18 protein-coding genes and 4 pseudogenes are annotated in these 19,412 nt (G+C 62.8%); 15 read left to right on the top strand and 7 right to left on the bottom strand.

Annotation, left to right across the window (positions count from 1 at the left end; all coding sequences use genetic code 11):
* From BZ163_RS02850 to phnP, 15 genes and pseudogenes are all read left to right on the top strand, one after another.
* Positions 1-218 (top strand): annotated as a pseudogene (locus tag BZ163_RS02850) (c-type cytochrome biogenesis protein CcmI); the annotation flags it as partial.
* 14 nt (positions 219-232) lie between these two features.
* Positions 233-643, top strand: coding sequence for a hypothetical protein (locus BZ163_RS02855; RefSeq protein WP_128869710.1), 411 nt, complete (start codon positions 233-235; stop codon positions 641-643).
* 234 nt (positions 644-877) lie between these two features.
* On the top strand, positions 878-1,711 hold the full coding sequence (gene phnC, locus BZ163_RS02860) for a phosphonate ABC transporter ATP-binding protein (protein WP_128869711.1): 834 nt from the start codon (positions 878-880) through the stop codon (positions 1,709-1,711).
* 35 nt (positions 1,712-1,746) lie between these two features.
* A complete protein-coding gene (gene phnD, locus BZ163_RS02865) occupies positions 1,747-2,760 on the top strand; it encodes a phosphonate ABC transporter substrate-binding protein (protein WP_128869712.1) in 1,014 nt (337 codons plus the stop codon).
* A 149-nt stretch (positions 2,761-2,909) separates the two neighbouring features.
* Positions 2,910-3,691 (top strand): annotated as a pseudogene (phnE, locus tag BZ163_RS02870) (phosphonate ABC transporter, permease protein PhnE).
* 38 nt (positions 3,692-3,729) lie between these two features.
* Entirely contained in the window at positions 3,730-4,434 is a 705-nt protein-coding gene (gene phnF, locus BZ163_RS02875; RefSeq protein ID WP_128869713.1) for a phosphonate metabolism transcriptional regulator PhnF, read from the top strand.
* A gap of 14 nt (positions 4,435-4,448) precedes the next feature.
* Positions 4,449-4,895 (top strand): phosphonate C-P lyase system protein PhnG, encoded by a 447-nt coding sequence (gene phnG, locus BZ163_RS02880; protein ID WP_128869714.1) that lies wholly within the window; start codon positions 4,449-4,451, stop codon positions 4,893-4,895.
* A pseudogene (gene phnH, locus BZ163_RS02885) lies at positions 4,895-5,493 on the top strand (phosphonate C-P lyase system protein PhnH). The gene phnG and the pseudogene phnH overlap by 1 nt, the downstream one beginning before the upstream one ends.
* Positions 5,493-6,569: a carbon-phosphorus lyase complex subunit PhnI gene (locus BZ163_RS02890; protein ID WP_128869715.1), complete on the top strand. Its 1,077-nt coding sequence runs from the start codon at positions 5,493-5,495 to the stop codon at positions 6,567-6,569. The pseudogene phnH and the gene BZ163_RS02890 overlap by 1 nt, the downstream one beginning before the upstream one ends.
* 13 nt (positions 6,570-6,582) lie before the next feature.
* The gene (locus BZ163_RS02895) at positions 6,583-7,449 is read left to right on the top strand and encodes an alpha-D-ribose 1-methylphosphonate 5-phosphate C-P-lyase PhnJ (RefSeq protein WP_168187304.1); all 867 of its coding nucleotides are present in this window, start codon (positions 6,583-6,585) and stop codon (positions 7,447-7,449) included.
* The gene (gene phnK / locus BZ163_RS02900; protein WP_128869717.1) at positions 7,446-8,255 is read left to right on the top strand and encodes a phosphonate C-P lyase system protein PhnK; all 810 of its coding nucleotides are present in this window, start codon (positions 7,446-7,448) and stop codon (positions 8,253-8,255) included. Before BZ163_RS02895 ends, phnK begins: the two co-directional genes overlap by 4 nt.
* A gap of 29 nt (positions 8,256-8,284) precedes the next feature.
* Entirely contained in the window at positions 8,285-9,004 is a 720-nt protein-coding gene (phnL, locus tag BZ163_RS02905) for a phosphonate C-P lyase system protein PhnL (protein WP_128869718.1), read from the top strand.
* Positions 8,994-10,139: an alpha-D-ribose 1-methylphosphonate 5-triphosphate diphosphatase gene (locus tag BZ163_RS02910; protein WP_128869719.1), complete on the top strand. Its 1,146-nt coding sequence runs from the start codon at positions 8,994-8,996 to the stop codon at positions 10,137-10,139. The genes phnL and BZ163_RS02910 overlap by 11 nt, the downstream gene beginning before the upstream one ends.
* Positions 10,139-10,708 (top strand): phosphonate metabolism protein/1,5-bisphosphokinase (PRPP-forming) PhnN, encoded by a 570-nt coding sequence (gene phnN / locus BZ163_RS02915; protein WP_128869720.1) that lies wholly within the window; start codon positions 10,139-10,141, stop codon positions 10,706-10,708. Before BZ163_RS02910 ends, phnN begins: the two co-directional genes overlap by 1 nt.
* Positions 10,699-11,448 carry a phosphonate metabolism protein PhnP gene (gene phnP / locus BZ163_RS02920; protein WP_128869721.1) on the top strand — a complete coding sequence of 250 codons (750 nt, stop codon included), beginning with the start codon at positions 10,699-10,701 and terminating at the stop codon, positions 11,446-11,448. The genes phnN and phnP overlap by 10 nt, the downstream gene beginning before the upstream one ends.
* 18 nt (positions 11,449-11,466) lie before the next feature.
* On the opposite strand, the gene BZ163_RS35285 is transcribed toward phnP, so the two are convergent.
* From BZ163_RS35285 to BZ163_RS02960, 7 genes and pseudogenes are all read right to left on the bottom strand, one after another.
* Positions 11,467-11,817, bottom strand: a complete 351-nt coding sequence (locus BZ163_RS35285; protein ID WP_168187303.1) for a hypothetical protein — start codon at positions 11,815-11,817, stop codon at positions 11,467-11,469.
* Positions 11,818-11,903: 86 nt separating this feature from the next.
* Positions 11,904-13,109: an MFS transporter gene (locus BZ163_RS02935; RefSeq protein WP_128869722.1), complete on the bottom strand. Its 1,206-nt coding sequence runs from the start codon at positions 13,107-13,109 to the stop codon at positions 11,904-11,906.
* 378 nt (positions 13,110-13,487) lie between these two features.
* On the bottom strand, positions 13,488-14,486 hold the full coding sequence (locus tag BZ163_RS02940) for a sulfate ABC transporter substrate-binding protein (RefSeq protein WP_064680773.1): 999 nt from the start codon (positions 14,484-14,486) through the stop codon (positions 13,488-13,490).
* Between the two features lie 213 nt (positions 14,487-14,699).
* Entirely contained in the window at positions 14,700-15,524 is an 825-nt protein-coding gene (locus BZ163_RS02945; protein ID WP_128869723.1) for an ion transporter, read from the bottom strand.
* 21 nt (positions 15,525-15,545) lie between these two features.
* Positions 15,546-16,461, bottom strand: a pseudogene (locus BZ163_RS02950) (urea transporter).
* Positions 16,462-16,592: 131 nt separating this feature from the next.
* Positions 16,593-18,008 carry a pyruvate kinase gene (gene pyk / locus BZ163_RS02955; protein ID WP_128869725.1) on the bottom strand — a complete coding sequence of 472 codons (1,416 nt, stop codon included), beginning with the start codon at positions 18,006-18,008 and terminating at the stop codon, positions 16,593-16,595.
* Positions 17,998-19,278 (bottom strand): glycerate kinase, encoded by a 1,281-nt coding sequence (locus tag BZ163_RS02960; protein ID WP_128869726.1) that lies wholly within the window; start codon positions 19,276-19,278, stop codon positions 17,998-18,000. Before BZ163_RS02960 ends, pyk begins: the two co-directional genes overlap by 11 nt.
* Positions 19,279-19,412: the final 134 nt, after the last annotated feature.

Here is a 19,412-nt window from a genome sequence, read left to right on the forward strand (position 1 = left end):
GCCTGACCGTGGCCGACTTGCCGGCGACCGTCGAGCTGGGCGATGCCGATGCCATGATGCCGCAGTTGAAACTGTCGAACTTCCCTGAAGTCCAATTGGTTGCACGCATCTCCCGCGCCGGCCAACCCACGGCGGGCGAATGGATCGGTCGCAGCCAGCCCTTGGCCAGCAGCACCACCGCACAGCAACAACTGACCATCGACAGTCCGGATAAATGACAGGAAATGCAACCATGACCGCCATCGCTCGTATCACCCTGCTCAGTATGGTTTTGGGGTTAAGCGCTTGCGCGGTCCAGCGGCCCGAGCCGACACCGACGCGGCTGCCGCCGATCCCGCCTTCGCAGCCCCGCCCGACGCCGTCTACCGCACCGACGCCGAGCAAGCCGAGCATTCCGGCCAAGCCCGCCAAACCGCTGCCTCGCACCTCCGCCAGCTTCGCCCCGCCACCGGGTGGCAGCAGCCACTGGGATCCCAAGCTCAGCGTGTACGTGCTCGATGATCAGCCCAACACCTTCTACCGCCAGCGCACCTACTACCGCTGGAACAACGGCTGGAGCCGTTCGATCAGCCCCAACGGGCCGTGGGAAGAGACCACTATCCAGGGCGTGCCGGGCGGGTTGGGACGGCAGTTCGGGCAGTAACAGTCAGCACAGCACAAGGCGACCTTCGGGTCGCCTTTTTTGTGGGTCGTCCAGGGACAGTGAATTCAACTCAACACCCTGTGGTTGACCCTTGCGGCTCAACCTTTCACAAAACCTTCATCAAATAGATAACCCAGCGACATGTGCAAGTCATAGGGCTGACACAGCCTGTGCCTAAAGTCGGTTGAACTTCAAAGCGGCCATGGACGGCTGTTCAACCAGACAGAGAAGCCCATGAACGCAGCTATCCATGTCGATCATCTGAACAAGACCTTTGCGCGCAAGACTGCACTGGTCGACCTCCAACTCACCATCGGTGCCGGTGAGATGGTCGCGCTGATCGGCGCTTCCGGCTCCGGCAAATCCACCTTGTTGCGCCACCTCGCGGGCCTGGCCTGTTGCGATCGCAACAATGGCGGCAGCGTCAAGGTGCTGGGGCGGGAAGTGCAGGCGTCCGGCCGGCTCAATGGCAAGGTTCGTCGCTTGCGGGCCGATATCGGCTACATCTTCCAGCAGTTCAACCTGGTCAACCGCCTCAGCGTGCTCGATAACGTGCTGCTCGGCTGCCTGGGCCGCATGCCACGCTGGCGCGGCAATCTGGGCCTGTTCAATGCCGAGGAAAAACAGTTCGCCATGGAGTCCCTGGACCGTGTCGGCCTGGCCGACCTGGCGGCGCAACGGGCGTCGACCTTGTCCGGCGGCCAGCAGCAACGGGTGGCGATCGCCCGCGCCCTGACCCAGCGTGCCGAGGTGATTCTGGCCGATGAGCCCATCGCGTCCCTGGACCCGGAGTCGGCGCGCAAGGTCATGGAGATCCTCGCCGACATCAACCGCCGCGACGGCAAGACCGTGGTGGTCACCCTGCATCAGGTCGATTACGCCACGCGTTATTGCCCGCGTGCCGTGGCACTCAAGGGCGGGCGCATCCATTTCGATGGCCTCGCCGCCGACCTCAGCAGTCAGTTCCTCAATGATCTGTACGGCGCCGACCTCGACGCCAGCCTGATGTTTTCCGAGCAGGCCCGCCGCCCCGAACCCGCGCCCCGGCTGGTGCTGGCTCGCGTGTGAACACCCCCCATTTTGCACCCTCAGGAATCCTTTCCATGTTGAACCGTATCGGTCGCGTTTTTGCTGGCGCAACACTCCTTGCAAGCTGCGTACTGGGCACCGCCCAGGCGGAAGATAAAGCCATCAACTTCGGCATCATGTCCACCGAGTCTTCGCAGAACCTCAAGAGCATCTGGCAGCCGTTTCTGGACGACATGCACAAGAAGACCGGCCTGAAGATCAACGCCACCTTCGCCTCCGACTATGCCGGCCTGATCCAGGGCATGCGCTTCAACAAGGTCGACGTCGCCTGGCTGGGCAACAAGGCCGCCATCGAAGCGGTAGACCGCTCCAATGGCGAGATCTTCGCCCAGACCGCAGCCGCCAGCGGTGCCGCCGGCTACTGGAGCCTGCTGATCGTGCGCAAGGACAGCCCGATCAACTCCGTCGACGACATGCTGAAAAACGCCAAGTCCCTGACCTTCGGCAATGGCGATCCGAATTCCACCTCGGGCTATCTGGTGCCGGGCTATTACGTGTTCGCCAAGAACGGGGTCGATGCGGCCACCGCGTTCAAGCGCACCCTCAACTCCAGCCATGAGGTCAACGCCTTGAGCGTGGCCAAGGGGCAACTGGATGTGGCGACGTTCAACACGGAAAGCTGGGACCGCCTGGAAGTGACCCAGCCGGACAAGGCTGCATTGCTCAAGGTGATCTGGAAGTCGCCGCTGATCCCTGCCGACCCTTTGGTGTGGAGCAAGGCCCTGAGCGATCGCGAGAAGAACAAGATCCGCGATTTCATCTTCAGCTATGGCGATACCGAGTCCGAGAAAGCGGTGCTCAAGGGCATGCAGCTGGGCAAGTTCCTGGCCTCCAGCGACGACCAGTTGCTGCCGATCCGTCAGCTTGAGCTGTTCAAGCAGCGCACCACGATCAATGCCGACACCAAGCTTGAGGCGGCGGACAAGGCCAAGCGCCTGGCCGAGATCGATGCCGAGCTGGCGAAGCTGCAAGAGCGCCTGACCTTCCTTGAGAAATCCACCGATAAAAAGACCGCCAATGCCGGTTGATCCACCGCGGGGCTCTTGTAGGAGCGAGCTTGCTCGCGAAGAACTCAAGGGCCCCGCGTTTCTCCAGGCTTCCCGCGTCATCGTTAACGACCATCGCGAGCGAGCTCGCTCCTACAGGTTTTTGCATTGCGCATTTTTAGAGAAACCCTATGACCACTCTGCACGCTGAAGCTGTCGGCAAGCGCACCTGGCCGCAGTACGCCGGTTGGGGCTTGTTCCTGGTCCTGCTGGCCTGGGCCTGGCACGGCGCCGAGATGAACCCGATGGCGCTGTACCGCGATTCGGGAAACATGGCGACCTTCGCCGCCGATTTTTTCCCGCCTGACTTCCACGAATGGCGCGCCTACCTCAAGGAAATGATCGTCACCGTACAAATCGCCCTGTGGGGCACGGTGCTGGCGATCGTCTGCTCGATACCCCTGGGGATTCTCTGCTCCGAGAACATCACCCCCTGGTGGATTCACCAGCCGTTGCGGCGGGTGATGGATGCCTTCCGTTCGATCAACGAAATGGTGTTTGCCATGTTGTTTGTGGTGGCGGTCGGGCTGGGGCCATTCGCCGGGGTGCTGGCGCTGTGGATCAGCACCACCGGGGTGCTCGCCAAGCTGTTCGCCGAAGCGGTCGAGGCCATCGACCGGGCCCGGTGGAAGGTGTTCGCGCGACCGGTGCCAGCGCCCTGCAAGAGGTGATCTACGGCGTTATTCCGCAAGTGATGCCGCTGTGGGTGTCCTACGCGCTTTACCGTTTCGAGGCCAACGTGCGCTCGGCGACGGTGGTCGGGATGGTCGGTGCCGGCGGGATCGGGGTGATTCTGTGGGAGAACATCCGCGCCTTTCAGTTCGTCCAGACCTGTGCGGTGTTGCTGGTCATCATAGTCGTGGTCAGCCTGATCGACATCCTGTCGCAACGCCTGCGCAAGCGGTTCATCTGAATTTCGGAGGGGTGCCCCCGGGCGCTTTTTTTTTAAGCATGCAGTTGTCTAGACAAGATGAACCGGTGTACCGCGAACTGGCCGACATCCTGCGCCGTGAGCTGGCCGATTATCAGGCCGGGGATTTCCTGCCGGCGGAAGTGCAGTTGGCCGAACGTTTCGGGGTCAACCGCCATACCTTGCGCCGCGCCATCGATGAGCTGGTGTTCGAAGGCAGCCTGTTGCGCCGCCAGGGCAAGGGCACTCAAGTGCTGGAGCGGCCGCTGATTTATCCGATGGCGGCCGACAGTGCCTACAGCCAGTCGTTATCGGCCCAGGGCCTGGGCGTCGAAGCGGTGCTGCTCAAGCGCCGTTACTGCTTTGCCAGCCGCGAAGAGGCGCAACACCTCGGTCTTGCCGAGATGGCCCCGATGATCGAATTGCAGACGTTGCGCAAGCTCGACCACCAGCCGGTCAGCCTAATCCGTCATCGCTATTGCGCCAGCCACGCGCCGTTGCTGGCCGACTACACCGGCGGTTCCCTGCGGCAGTACTTGAGCGAACGGGACCTGCCACTGACCCGCACCCTGAGCCTGATCGGCGCCCGTTTGCCCAGCCGCGAAGAAGCCGCGTTGCTGATGATGCCCCGGCACTTGCCGGCGCTGAGTGTGTTCACCCTGTCCCGCGATCGCTACGGCCGCCCGGTGGAGCTGGCCCAGTCCACCAGCCGTTCGGATCGCTTCCAGTACCAGGTCGTCATCTGATGGAGAACTCAACCATGAACCCTGTTCCTTACGCTGCGCGGCAGCACTGGATCGGCGTGCTGGCCCGCGCCCGTCGCGGCGAATTGCAGCCGTTTGAGGCCGCGCTGCGCGACATTGAATACCAGATGATCCGCGCCCCGGAAATCGGCATGACCCTGGTCCGCGGCCGCATGGGCGGCAACGGTGCGCCCTTCAACGTCGGCGAAATGAGCGTGACCCGCTGCGTCGTGCGCCTGGCCGATGGGCGTACCGGTTACAGCTACCTGGCGGGGCGCGACAAGGTCCACGCCGAGTTGGCGGCCCTGGCCGACGCGCATTTGCAGGGCACGCAACAGCGTCGTTGGCTTGAAGAAGTGATCACGCCGCTGGCCAACGCCCAGGCACAACGCCGGGCGCAAAACGAGGCGGAAACCGCCGCCACCAAAGTCGAATTCTTCACCCTTGTGCGAGGAGAAAACTGATGAGCGCACCGTTGTTGCAACCGGCGTTCAACGACCCGGTGCTGTGATGCCCAGCGCGGTTTCGCGCGCGCTCAAGGCGCTGGCCGGCCCCGGATCGATCCAGACCCTGCACGCCTCCCCACGCCTTGAAGGGCTGGCGCCGGCGACCTACGGGTTGTGCCTGGCCTTGCTGGATGCCGACACGCCGCTGTGGCTGGCGCCGTCCTTCGACACGCCGATGATCCGCGCCAACCTGGCCTTTCACTGTGGTTGCCCGCTGACCCCGCGCCGCGAAGATGCGCGGTTTGCCTTGCTCGCGGCCGAGGACCTGCTCGATCTCAGCGACTTCGACCATGGCAACGATCGCTACCCGGACCAGTCCTGCACTTTGCTGGTTCAGCTGCCGAGCCTCGACGGCGGGGCAGGGCTGGGCTGGCGCGGACCGGGGATCGAGCACGAGCACGGCGTGGCGCTGCCCGTGGCCGATGGCTTCTGGCGTGAACGTGAACGGCGCAACGAATTTCCCCGGGGACTGGACCTGTTTTTCAGCGCCGGTCACGACGTTATCGGCCTGCCGCGCAGCACGCGGGTCATCCACACCACCCAGGAGCCTGTCTGATGTATGTAGCCGTCAAGGGTGGCGAACAGGCCATCGACAACGCCCACCGTCTGCTGGCCAAAAAACGTCGGGGCGATCCTGCAGTCACTGAACTCGGCGTCGAGCAGATCCGCCAGCAACTGCCGTTGGCCGTAGCCCGGGTGATGAGCGAAGGCTCGCTGTACGACGAGGAACTGGCCGCACTGGCGATCAAGCAGGCGGCGGGGGATCTGGTCGAGGCGATCTTCCTGCTGCGGGCCTATCGCACCACGTTGCCGCGTTTCAGCCCGAGCCTGCCGATCGACACCTCAAACATGCAGCTCAGTCGACGTTTGTCGGCCACCTTCAAGGACGTGCCGGGCGGGCAGTTGCTGGGGCCGACTTTCGATTACACCCATCGTCTGCTGGACTTTGCGTTGCTTGCCGAAGGCGAATACCCGGGGCCGGCCGTCACCCCGGATGCAAGCCTTGAACCCTGCCCACGGGTGCTCGGTTTACTGGCCAAGGAAGGCCTGATCAAGAACGAGGCCGACAACAGCGACAGCGTCGCGGACATCACCCGCGACCCGCTGGAACTGCCCGCCAGCCGCGCCCAGCGCTTGCAGGCCCTGGCCCGTGGCGATGAAGGGTTTCTGCTGGCGCTGGGTTATTCCACCCAGCGCGGATATGGCCGCAATCATCCGTTCGCCGGGGAGATTCGCATCGGCGAGGTCGAGGTGTGGATCGACCCCGAAGAGCTGGGTTTTCCCGTCTGCCTGGGCAGCATCGAAGTCACCGAGTGCGAAATGGTCAACCAGTTCGTCGGCTCCGCCACCGAGCTGGCGCAGTTCACCCGCGGTTATGGCCTGGCCTTCGGCCACGCCGAGCGCAAGGCCATGGGCATGGCGCTGGTCGACCGTGCGCTGCGGGCCGGGGAGTACAACGAAGAGATCCTGTCCCCGGCGCAACAGGAGGAGTTCGTGCTGATGCACTGCGACAACGTCGAGGCCGCCGGTTTTGTCTCGCACCTCAAATTACCGCACTACGTGGACTTCCAGGCCGAGCTGGAGCTGATCCGCAAACTGCGCAAACCGGCCGAGGGCCACAGCCATGAATGACCTGAGCAACCCGATGAAGGACCGGGCGCCTGTGCGCGATGCGGCGTACAACTTCGCCTACCTCGATGAGCAGACCAAACGCATGATCCGACGCGCCTTGCTCAAGGCGGTGGCCGTCCCCGGTTACCAGGTGCCGTTCGGCGGGCGCGAGATGCCGCTGCCATACGGTTGGGGCACCGGCGGCATGCAATTGACCGCGGCCATTCTCGGTGCCGACGACGTGCTCAAGGTTATCGACCAGGGCGCGGACGACACTACCAACGCGGTGTCGATCCGCCGCTTCTTCGCCCGCACCGCTGGCGTCGCCACCACTGAAAACACCCCGGACGCCACGGTGATCCAGACCCGCCACCGCATCCCGGAAACCCCGCTGCACGCCGAGCAGATCATGGTCTACCAGGTGCCGATCCCCGAGCCGTTGCGCTTTATCGAACCCTCGGAAACCGAGACCCGGACCATGCACGCGCTCAATGATTACGGGGTGATGCACGTCAAACTCTACGAGGACATCGCCACCTTCGGCCACATCGCCACCGCGTACGCCTACCCGGTGATGGTCGACGAACGCTACGTGATGGACCCCTCGCCAATCCCCAAATTCGACAACCCCAAGCTCGACATGAGCCCGGCACTGATGTTGTTCGGCGCCGGCCGGGAGAAACGCTTGTACGCGGTGCCGCCGTACACCCGGGTCACCAGTCTCGACTTCGAGGATCACCCCTTCGAAGTGCAGAAGTGGGACCAGTGCTGTGCCATTTGCGCCAGCCATGATTCGTTCCTCGATGAGCTGATCATCGACGACGCCGGGACCCAGCGCTTCGTCTGTTCCGACACCTATTACTGCGCCCAGCGCGTCAGCCAGCAGGAGCAGGGCCAATGAACCAGGCGCTGAAAAACCCACTGTCCACCGTCACCGCCGAGCCTTTGCTGCGGGTACGCGAACTGTCGTTGTTGTACGGCCTGGAGAAGGGCTGTCAGGACGTCAGCTTCGACTTGTACCCAGGCGAAGTACTGGGGATTGTCGGCGAGTCCGGTTCGGGCAAGTCGACCTTGCTCTCGTTGCTCAGCGGCCGCCTGCCGCCCCAGCGCGGCAGCATCGGCTACCGCGACAAACAGGGGCAATGGCTCGATCTGTACAGCGCCAGCGAAGCCGAGCGCCGAACGTTGCTGCGCACCGAATGGGGCTTTGTCGAACAGAACCCGCGCGACGGCTTGCGCATGGGCGTTTCCGCCGGTGCCAACATCGGTGAACGCCTGATGGCCCAGGGCGTGCGCAATTACCAGCAATTGCGCGGCGCCGGGATCGACTGGCTGAGCCAGGTGGAAATCGACCCGCTGCGCATCGACGACCTGCCCCGGACTTTCTCCGGCGGCATGCAGCAGCGCCTGCAAATCGCCCGCAACCTGGTGTCGAGCCCGCGCCTGGTGTTCATGGACGAACCGACAGGCGGACTCGACGTGTCAGTGCAGGCGCGTTTGCTCGACCTGCTGCGCGGGTTGGTGCGGGAACTGGACCTGGCGGTGGTCATCGTCACCCACGACCTGGCCGTGGCGCGTCTGCTGGCGGACCGGCTGATGGTGATGCGGCGCTCGCGGGTGGTGGAAACCGGCCTGACCGACCAGATCCTCGACGATCCGCAACACCCTTACTCGCAACTGCTGGTGTCCTCGGTGTTGCAGCCGTGAAGCCCCGCGCCTCTGTGGAAAATCGAGCGATGAATACCTTGATCGAAGTCCGTGACCTCTCGAAAACCTTCACTTTGCATCAACAGCACGGGGTGGTCCTGAACGTGCTGCGCGGGGTGGATTTCAGCGTGGCGGGCGGTGAATGCCTGGTGCTGCATGGCCAGTCCGGCGCCGGTAAAAGCACCTTGTTGCGCACCCTGTATGGCAATTACCTGCCGGCCGGCGGCAGCATTCGCGTGCAGCACGACGGTGACTGGCTGGAGCTGGTGGGCGCCGAGCCGCGGGACATTCTCCAGGTGCGCCAGCGAACCCTGGGCTATGTCAGTCAATTCCTGCGGGTGATTCCACGGGTGGCCTGCCTGGACGTGGTGATGGAACCGGCGTTGGCCCGTGGCTGGTCAACACACCGGGCGCAATCGCGCGCCGAGCTGTTGCTCAGCCGTTTGAATATCCCGCAACGGCTTTGGCAATTGGCCCCCGGCACCTTCTCCGGGGGCGAACAGCAACGGGTCAACATCGCCCGCGGCTTCATGGTGACCTGGCCGGTGATGCTGCTCGACGAACCGACCGCGTCCCTGGACGACACCAATCGCCAGGTGGTGCTGGAGCTGATGAACGAGGCCAAGGCGGCAGGCGCCGCGTTGATCGGCATCTTCCACGACCGCACCGCCCGCGAAGCGGTTGCCGATCGCCATCTCGACATGACCCCCGCCGCCGTCAACCATGAGGAATACGCCGATGCCCGTTGAACAGATCCTCAGCAATGCCCGCCTGGTCACCGCTGACCGGGTGTTCCTCGGCACCCTGGTGCTGCGTGACGGCATGATTGCCGACATCGCCGAAGGCCCGAGCCGGTTGTCCCAGGCCCAGGACCTGAGCGGCGATTTCCTGTTGCCGGGGCTGGTCGAGCTGCATACCGACAACCTGGAAAGGCACATGACCCCGCGCCCCGGCGTCGACTGGCCGTCGACCTCGGCGGTGCTCAGCCACGATGCGCAGATCATCGCGGCCGGCATCACCACGGTGTTCGACGCCGTGTCCATCGGCGATGTGAACCCCAAGGGCAATCGCATGCAGAAATTGCCGGCGATGCTCGAAGCGATCTCCAGCGCGTCCAGCGCCGGGTTGACCCGCGCCGAACACCGTTTGCACCTGCGATGCGAACTGTGTCACCCGGACACCCTGAGTGTGTTCCGCGACCTGGTGCAACATCCCCTGGTGCAATTGGTGTCGGTGATGGACCACTCGCCGGGTCAGCGCCAGTTTGTGCAGGAATCCAAGTACCGTGAGTACTACATGGGCAAGTACCACCTGACGACCCTGCAAATGGATGAATTCATCGAGTTGCAGATGGCCAACTCACGTCAGTACAGCACCCGCTATCGCGCCGCGATTGTGGAACATTGCCTGGAGCTTGGCCTCTCGGTGGCCAGCCATGACGATGCGACCCTGGCGCATGTCGAAGAGTCGGCGCGCTACGGCATGACCATCGCCGAGTTCCCGACCACCGTCGAGGCCGCGCAGGGCAGCCAACAACGGGGGATGAAGGTGTTGATGGGCGCACCGAACATCGTGCGCGGCGGTTCCCACTCGGGTAACGTCGCCGCGGCAGACCTGGCGGCTGCGGGGCTGCTGGATATCCTGTCCAGTGACTACTACCCGGCCAGTCTGCTGCAGGCCGCGTTTTTGCTGGCGGCCCAGGACAATAACTGCGACCTGGCGCAGGCGGTGCGGATGGTCACCCAGGCCCCGGCCAGGGCGGCAGGTTTGAACGATCGCGGCGAACTGGCACCGGGCTTGCGCGCGGACCTGGTGCAGGCCCGAAGCCAGGACGGATTGCCGGTCGTACAACAAGTCTGGCGACAGGCGAAGAGGGTGTTTTGATGGCGGGCAGGTTGATCTATCTCATCGGACCTTCCGGTTCAGGCAAGGACAGCCTGCTGGAGGCGGCACGGGTGCCGTTGGCCGATCGCGGCTGTCGCATGGTGCGGCGGGTCATCACCCGCTCGGCGGAAGCGGTGGGGGAGGCGGCGCAAGGTGTCACTGCGCAACAGTTCGCCGACATGGAGGCGCAGGGCGCGTTTGCCCTGAGCTGGCACGCCAATGGCCTGGCCTATGGCATCCCGCGGGAAATCGACGACTGGCTGGCGGCGGGGCAGGACGTCCTGGTCAATGGCTCCCGCGGCCATTTGCCAGCTACGCGCCGGCGTTATCCAAACCTGCTCGTGCTGTTGCTGACCGTGGATCAAGCCGTTTTGCGCCAGCGCCTGCTGGCACGGGGGCGGGAGTCGGTCACCGAGATCGAGGCGCGGCTGGCGCGCAATGCCCGCTTCAGCGAGCGTGTGCTCGCCGGGCACGATCCGGCAGTGCATGTGCTCGACAACTCCGGGCCGCTGAAGCACACGGTCGAACGTTTGCTGGCCTGCGTTGACGGACAATCCGAATGCGCCTGACCTTGCTCGGCACCGGTGATGCGCGACAGGTGCCGGTCTACGGTTGCGACTGCGCAGCCTGTGACCTGGCGCGCAAGGACGAACGCCGCAGGCGTCGCCCCTGCAGCGCCCTGGTCGAATGTGGCGATCAGCGCTGGTTGATCGACAGCGGCCTGCCGGACCTGACCGAACGCTTCCCGCCGCGCAGCTTCAACGGCATTTTCCAGACCCACTACCATGCCGATCACGCCCAGGGCCTGCTGCATTTGCGCTGGGGCCAGGGGCTGGTCATTCCGGTGCATGGGCCGGTAGACCTGGAAGGCCTGGCCGACCTCTACAAACACCCCGGCATTCTCGACTTCAGTCAGCCGTTCGCAGCCTTCGATACCCGCCGGTTTGGCGCACTCAGCGTCACGGCGCTACCGCTGCAACACTCCAGGCCAACCCTCGGCTACCTGCTGGAAGGCGAGGGACGGCGCATCGCCTACCTGACCGACACCGTAGGCTTGCCGCCGGCCACCACCACCTGGCTGCAACAGGCGCCCCTTGATGTCTTGGTTCTCGACTGCTCGATACCGCCACAGCCCCAGGCGCCGCGTAACCACAACGACCTGAACCTGGCGTTGCGGTGCATTGAAGCGCTGCAACCGGAGTTGGCGGTGTTGACTCATGTCGGCCATGCGCTGGATGCGTGGTTGCTGGAGCATCGGGGCCAATTGCCGGGGAATGTCACTGTGGGATTCGATGGGTGTGAGGTTTAGCGCCCTGGGGAGCAGCAGTCAGAGAATGGCCGCATAGAGAGTCAATGCTTTACTCGACTGAACCAGGCCCTGACGTAAAAGAAGATCGAGATAGGTGTTGACGTCTATCGGTGGCATCTTCAACTGCTTCCGTTGGCGTTGGGCCGCCGCTATCACTGCTGCCGGGTCCAGGTCAAAGAGGTTGTCGACGAACTGGTCAGGATGCTGAGCCTCGATACCGAAAGGACCTGGTACCTCACGAGGGAAGTCTTTCTGATTGAAAGTGTTCTGTTGGTCAAAAATCTGGATGTGCTGAGTTTCGATTTGAGTCGTGAGGAAGGCAGCCAAGGTGCGCTGGCCTTCAACAGCAGCCTGCACCTCACGCTCCATGGGTAAGGTAATTGGAATCGATGAGGGTAAGACTCATGCTGGGTGGGAGCTTCAATCACCCGCCGTAAACCAACGCTTTTTGACGTTCACGCGCTAGCGAGCGAACGTTTCTCTGAAACACTCAAAAACCGCAACAACGCCAGCAACGGAAACGCGCTGCCGACGATCACGATCCACAACCAGCCGCCATGCTCATACACCGCACTGGCCACCGACGAACCAAACGCGCCACCGATGAAGATGCTGGTCATGTACAGCGCATTCAACCGACTGCGGCTTTTGGCGTCGAGGGCGTAAATCGCGCGTTGACCGAGCACCATGTTCATCTGCACGCAAAAGTCGAGTACTACACCGGTGACCGCCAGGCCGATGACGCTGTAGACCGGATGGATGAAGGCCGGCAGGAAGCTCAGGCTGGCGAACAGCAGCGCCAGCAACGAAGCGATGCGGGTGTGGCCGGCATCGGCCAGGCGACCGGCGATGGGCGCGGCAATGGCGCCGATGGCCCCGACCAGGGCGAAGATCGCGATCTGGGTTTGCGACAGGCCATGATTGCGCGCCAGTTCCAGCGGCACGGCGGTCCAGAACAGGCTGAAGGTCGCGAACATGCAGCCCTGATACAGCGCGCGCTGACGCAGTACCGGTTCTTTACGCAACAGGGTCCAGAGCGAACCCAGCAACTGGCCATAAGTAGCGCTGTGATCAGGCTGGCGCTTGGGAATGGTCACCGCCAACACGATGCTGATCGCGGCCATCAATACCGCTGCAATCACAAACATCGCCCGCCAGCCGAAATGGTCAGCCACCAGGCTGGACACCGGACGCGCCAGCAGAATCCCCAGCAGCAAACCACCCATGATCCCGCCGACCACCCGACCGCGAGACTCTTCCGACGCCAGGTGCGCGGCCAGCGGAATCAGGATCTGCACCGACACCGAACTGAAACCCACCAGCAGTGAAATCAGCAAAAACACGTTCGGCTGATCGGTGAACGCCGCGCCCAGGAGGCTGGCAATCGCCACCACACTGGTGATGATCATCAGTCGGCGGTTCTCGAGCAGGTCACCCAGCGGCACCAGGAACAGCATGCCCAACGCGTAACCGATCTGGGTCAGCGAAACGATGAAACTGGCCATGGAGCTGCTCAGGCCGACGTCCGGAGCGATCAGCTCGATGATCGGCTGGGCGTAGTAGAGGTTGGCCACAATGGCGCCGCAGCAGAAGGCGAACAGCAGGACCATGCCTCGGGTCATTGTCGCGGTGCCGTGGGGCACCTGGGTGGCTGGGCTCATAACGGGTCTCGCTGAACTGTAGGGAAGGTGCGCAGGCTAAGCGGCGGGCCAAAGCGGTGGAAGAGGGATTGGAGTGATAGTCATCATGCCTGTGCGCAATGAATGTCCCTGGTTGGCGTGGTTGCGGAAGTACCTTATGTCAAAAATTCGAGGTCTGATGATACATTCACTTACATCTTGTTCGATAGCGTGCTTATGTTCTCAATTTCGGCTGGCAAGGACGGCGTTACACCACCAATGTGACGGCGCGTCCAAATCCCTGTGGGAGCGGCGGTGCGGCGATTCCACAGGAATAATGTCGTACGAGGATTCTGTGACCGCAGAAAACCCACAAAAAAGGCGACCTCTGCAGGTCGCCTTTTTCGTTGGGCTCAGCGCTTACTGGCCGCTGTAAATCTGATCAAACACCCCGCCATCATTGAAGTGGGTCTTCTGCACGGTGCGCCAGTCACCAAAGGTTTTCTCCACCGACAGGAAGTCCACTTTCGGGAAGCGGTCGGTGTACTTCGCCAATACCGCCGGATCCCGTGGACGCAGGTAGTTCGCCGCGGCGATCTCCTGGCCTTCCGGCGACCACAGGTACTTCAGATATTCCTCGGCCGCAGCGCGGGTGCCTTTCTTCTCGACTACTTTGTCGACCACGGAGACCGGTGGCTCGGCTTCGGCGGAGACGCTTGGGTAGATGACTTCGAACTGATCGCGGCCAAACTCGCGAGCGATCATTTCCGCTTCGTTTTCGAAGGTCACCAGCACGTCGCCAAGCTGGTTGGTCATGAAGGTGGTGGTGGCTGCGCGGCCCCCGGTGTCCAGCACCGGCGCTTGTTTGAACAGCTTGCCGACGAAGTCCTTGGCTTTGGTTTCGTCACCGCCATTCTTCAGCACATAACCCCAGGCCGAGAGGTAGGTGTAGCGGCCGTTACCCGAGGTTTTCGGGTTCGGCACAATCACTTGCACGCCATCCTTGAGCAGGTCCGGCCAGTCTTTCAGGGCTTTCGGGTTGCCTTTACGCACGATGAACACGGTGGCCGAGGTGAAAGGCGCGCTGTTGTTCGGCAGGCGAGTGACCCAGTTGTCCGGGATCAGTTTGCCGTTGTCCGCCAGGGCATTGATGTCGGTGGCCATGTTCATGGTAATGACGTCGGCTGGCAGGCCGTCGATCACCGAACGCGCCTGTTTGCTGGAGCCACCGAAAGACATCTGCAGGGTGATGTTTTCGTTATGCTCGGCTTTCCAGTGTTTCTGGAACGCAGTGTTGTAGTCCTTGTAGAAATCTCGCATCACGTCGTAGGACACGTTAAGCAGGGTCGGTGCGGCTTGCGCCACGCTGGTCAGGGCCAAGCCAGCGGCCAGAAGTGAGGCGCCAAAGAGTTTTTTCACTGCGCATTCCTTGTTTTTTGTAGGAGCCGGCTTGCCGGCGAAGGTCTAAAGGGCGCCGCGTTCCTTCAGCAAACAGGCGTTATCGTTAGAGACCTTCGCCGGCAAGCCGGCTCCTACAGGGTTTGTTGTCAGTCATCGAGAGGTGTTGCCACCGTTTTGCCAGCGACTATAGCCGGACACGAATAGTCCTTTAAAGATTAAAAAGTGCTTTGCTTATTCCAATTTCTTAAACAATGCGTTGCCGCAGCGCGAGCAGAATGCCGCCCCTTGTTCGTGGGTGTTTTTCTTGCACACCGGACAATCGGTCTGCTGCTGTTCACCGCGCATCGCGTTCGCCAGTTCGGCGGTGAAAATCCCGGTCGGCACCGCGATGATCGAATAGCCGGTGATCATCACCAATGACGAAATCACCTGACCCAATGGCGTCCTGGGCACGATGTCGCCGAAGCCCACGGTGGTCAGCGTCACGATAGCCCAATAGATGCCTTTGGGAATGCTGGTGAAGCCGTGTTCCGGGCCTTCGATCACGTACATCAGCGTGCCGAACACCGTGACCAGCGTGCAGACACTGACCAGAAACACCACGATCTTCTGTTTGCTGCCGCGCAGCGCCGACATCAGGTAGTTGGCTTGCTTCAGATAAGGGCTGAGCTTGAGCACGCGGAAAATTCGCAGCATCCGGATGATCCGGATAATCAGCAAGTACTGCGCGTCGCTGTAATACAACGCCAGGATGCCGGGCACGATGGCCAGCAGATCCACCAGCCCGTAGAAGCTGAATGCATAGCGCAACGGCTTGGGCGAGCAATACAGGCGAAGACCGTATTCGATGACGAAGATGATGGTGAAGCCCCACTCGATATACGCCAGCACATTGGCGTAGTTCTGGTGGACCGTGTCGATGCTGTCGAGCATCACGATCACCAGGCTGGCGAGGATGATCAACAGCAGAATGCCGTCAAAGCGCCGTCCGGCCTTGGTCTCGCTCTGGAAAATCATGACGTAAAGCTCTTCACGCCAGTTTTTGCTGCTGTCCATGGAAAACGCCTGAACCGGGAATCAGCGAAGCCTAGGGTGATTCCCGGTGGTTGCGCAAGGCGCGCTGTCCAAGGGGGGCTTGGCGCGGCACACGAATGCTCGCCTGGATCAGCCAACAGGCGAGGATGAACGGCGCGGTCAAAGTGGCCAGGCCGAGTGCGGCGAAGCCGGGTGTGAGCAGTATTGCCAGGACAATGCCCAGCAGCGGCAGCCAGGGTTGGCGGCGAACCTGACTCAAGGCGAGGGCGGCGAGCGCCGGGTTGTAGCTGCTCAACCCCTGCAGCGCGCTTGAAGTATCGTGATGTAACAGCGCGAATCCGAGGCCGGCCATCGAACCGAGCAGCCCCCAGAGAAAGGCCCGGCGATCGGCGATCAGCAGACCCGCAGCAATCAGTACACCGGCCAACGGATGCCCCAGGAACACCACTTGACCGAAGCCCTTCAATGAGGCAGCGAGCAGGTTGAGGGTATTCATTTCGAGCAGCGGCGCCGGATGTCGCGGCGTGGCAAACGAGAGCAGCCACCAGCTCAACCCGACATAGGGGAGAGTGTAGGCGGGCAGGGAATGTTGATCGCGGGTGCGTTTAAGCCATTGTTGAGTCAGCATCGCACACAGGCCACCCGCGGCGATGATCAGCGGCGGCAACATCGCGGACCAGGGGAAACACAGGCACAGCAGCATGCCGAGCAAAATACCGTTGTAGCAGAATAGCCCGGCCTGGCGATCGGCCTTGGCGTAGCCGCGACGTTGGGCGGTGAACAGTCCGGCGACGCCACCCAGCAGCGCACCGCCGAGCAGGGAGGGCGCGGTGAAAAGAATGGCCAACAGGCACAGCAGGCCGCACAGCGGGTGACGCTGGAGGAAAATCTGGCTGAAGCCGTTGAGCAGGGCGGTGGCCCAGTCGGGGCAGTGGGTGTTGAAGTGGTGGGCTGGCATGATGGGGTCTGTGGGTTTCAGTTAAACCGTGTCGCCTGCTTCGCGAGCAAGCCCGCTCCCACATTAGACCTTGTGTCGATCAAAGATTAAATGTGGGAGCGGGCTTGCTCGCGAAGGGGCCGGTACAGATGCTAAATCAACGTCTCGATGCGCAGCGAGTTAGTCGACCCCGGCTGCCCGAACGGCACTCCCGCCGTGATCAATAACGTATCCCCGCGCTGAGCCATGCCCTGCGCCTGCGCAATCTCCAGCGCTGTCGAGCACACCTCGTCCACCTGCCGCAACCGGTCATTGACCACCGAGTGCACGCCCCACGCCACCGTCAACCGGCGCGCGGTCTGCAGGTTCGGCGTGAGGTTGAGGATCGGCACCGTCGGCCGTTCCCGTGCCGCACGCAAACTCGACGTACCCGACTCGCTGTAATTCACCAGCACCGCCACCGGCAGCACATTGCTGATGCGCCGGATCGCACAGCTGATGGCGTCGGACACAGTGGCCTCGGCCTTCGGCCGGCTGACGTCGAGTTGCGCCTGATAGTCCGGGCCGTTTTCCACCTGGCGGATGATCTTGCTCATCATCTGCACCGCTTCCAGCGGGTACTCGCCGGACGCGGTTTCCGCCGACAGCATCACCGCGTCCGCGCCTTCGGCCACGGCGTTGGCGACGTCGGTCACTTCGGCACGGGTGGGCGCGGGAGAGAAGCGCATCGACTCCAGCATCTGTGTCGCCACCACCACCGGTTTGCCCAGCTCGCGGCAGATGCCAATGATGTTTTTCTGAATCTGCGGCACGCTTTCGGCCGGCACTTCCACACCCAGGTCACCGCGGGCGACCATGATCGCGTCGCTCAGTTCGGCGATTTCCCGCAGTTGCGCCACCGCCGACGGCTTCTCGATCTTGGCCATCAAAAACGCTTTGTCGCCGATCAGTTCGCGGGCTTCGCGAATGTCTTCCGCACGCTGTACGAACGACAGCGCCACCCAGTCCACACCCAGTTCCAGGCCGAAGCTCAGGTCGCGACGATCCTTGGCGGTCAGCGGGCTCAGCTCGAGCACCGCTTGCGGTACGTTGACGCCTTTGCGGTCCGACAGTTCGCCGCCATTGAGCACGGTGGTGTCGATGGCCTCGGCGTACTTGCTGACCACGCGCAGCCGCAGCTTGCCGTCATCGAGCAACAGGTCCATGCCCGGTTCCAGCGCAGCGATGATTTCCGGGTGGGGCAAATTGACCCGCCGCTGATCCCCCGGCGTCGGGTCCAGGTCCAGACGCAGTGCCTGACCGCGATGCAGTTGCACCTTGCCGTCGGCGAACTTGCCGACCCGCAGTTTCGGACCCTGCAGGTCCATCAGAATGCCCAGCGGATAATTCAGCTGGCGCTCGACTTCACGAATCCACTGGTAGCGCTGGGCGTGGTCGGCATGATCGCCGTGGCTGAAATTCAAGCGGAAGATGTTGACCCCGGCCTGCACCAGCTCACGGATGTCATCGATCCCGTGCGTGGCCGGACCGAGGGTGGCGAGGATTTTGACTTTTTTGTCAGGCGTCATTGTTTGTGCTCTCGAGAATCAGGATGGCGCGGAAGTCATTGACGTTGGTGCGGGTTGGTTCGGTGACGATCAGGGCGTCCAGCGCCGCGAAATAGCCGTAGCCATTGTTGTTGTCCAACTCGTCGCTGGCGCTCAGGCCGAGAGAGGCGGCGCGGGCGTAGCTGTCCGGGGTCATGAGCGCGCCGGCGTTGTCTTCGGAGCCGTCGATGCCATCGGTGTCACCGGCCAGGGCGTAGACGCCGGGCAGGCCTTTGAGGCTGTCGGTCAGGCTCAGCAGGAACTCGGCGTTGCGTCCGCCACGGCCGTTACCGCGCACCGTGACGGTGGTTTCACCGCCAGAGAGGATCACGCAGGGGGCCGCCAACGGCTGGCCATGGCGCACGATCTGACGGGCGATACCGGCGTGAACCTTGGCCACTTCCCTGGATTCGCCTTCCAGGTCACCGAGGATCAGCGGACTGAAACCGGCCTGACGGGCTTTCACCGCCGCGGCCTCAAGCGATTGCTGGGGGCGGGCGATCAGTTGGAAATGACTGCGCGCCAGGCTTGGATCGCCGGGTTTGACCGTTTCCGACTCCGGGCTTTGCAGCCAGTTGCGCACGGAGGCAGGCACCTCGATGCCGTAGCGCTTGAGGATCGCCAACGCTTCGCTGGAGGTGCTCGGGTCGGCCACGGTCGGGCCGGACGCGATGACCGTGGCGAGGTCGCCCGGTACATCGGAAATGGCGTAGGTATAAACAGTGGCAGGCCAGCAGGCTTTGCCAAGACGGCCACCCTTGATCGCCGAGAGGTGCTTGCGCACGCAGTTCATCTCGCCAATGGTGGCGCCGGATTTGAGCAGGGCTTTGTTGATCGATTGCTTGTCAGCCAGGGTGATACCGGCCGCGGGCAGCGCCAGCAATGCCGAGCCGCCGCCGGAGAGCAGGAAGATCACCCGGTCTTCTTCAGTCAGGTTGCTGACCAGTTCCAGCACGCGTTTGGCGACGGCCAGGCCGGCCGCATCAGGCACCGGATGCGCGGCTTCGACCACTTCGATTTTTTCGCACGGGGCGCCGTGGCCGTAACGGGTCACCACCAGACCGCTGACTTCACCCTGCCAGCAACGCTCGACCACCCGGGCCATGGCCGCCGCGGCTTTGCCGGCGCCGATGACGATCACCCGACCGCTGCGGTCAGTGGGCAAATGGGCTTCGAGGACTTGCTCTGGATGGGCGGCGTCGATGGCTGTGGCAAACAGCTCGCGCAGCAATTGTTGCGGATCGACCGACATGGCGGGCTCCCGGAATTCTTGTTATGTGGAGGGCAACTCGGTTCCTCTGTGGGAGCGGGCTTGCTCGCGAAAGCGGTGTGTCAGTCGACATTTTTGTTGAATGTGAAGCCGTCTTCGCGTGCAAGCCCGCTCCC

Origin of the sequence: Pseudomonas sp. VI4.1 (assembly GCF_002029345.1) — a bacterium.
GTDB lineage: Bacteria > Pseudomonadota > Gammaproteobacteria > Pseudomonadales > Pseudomonadaceae > Aquipseudomonas.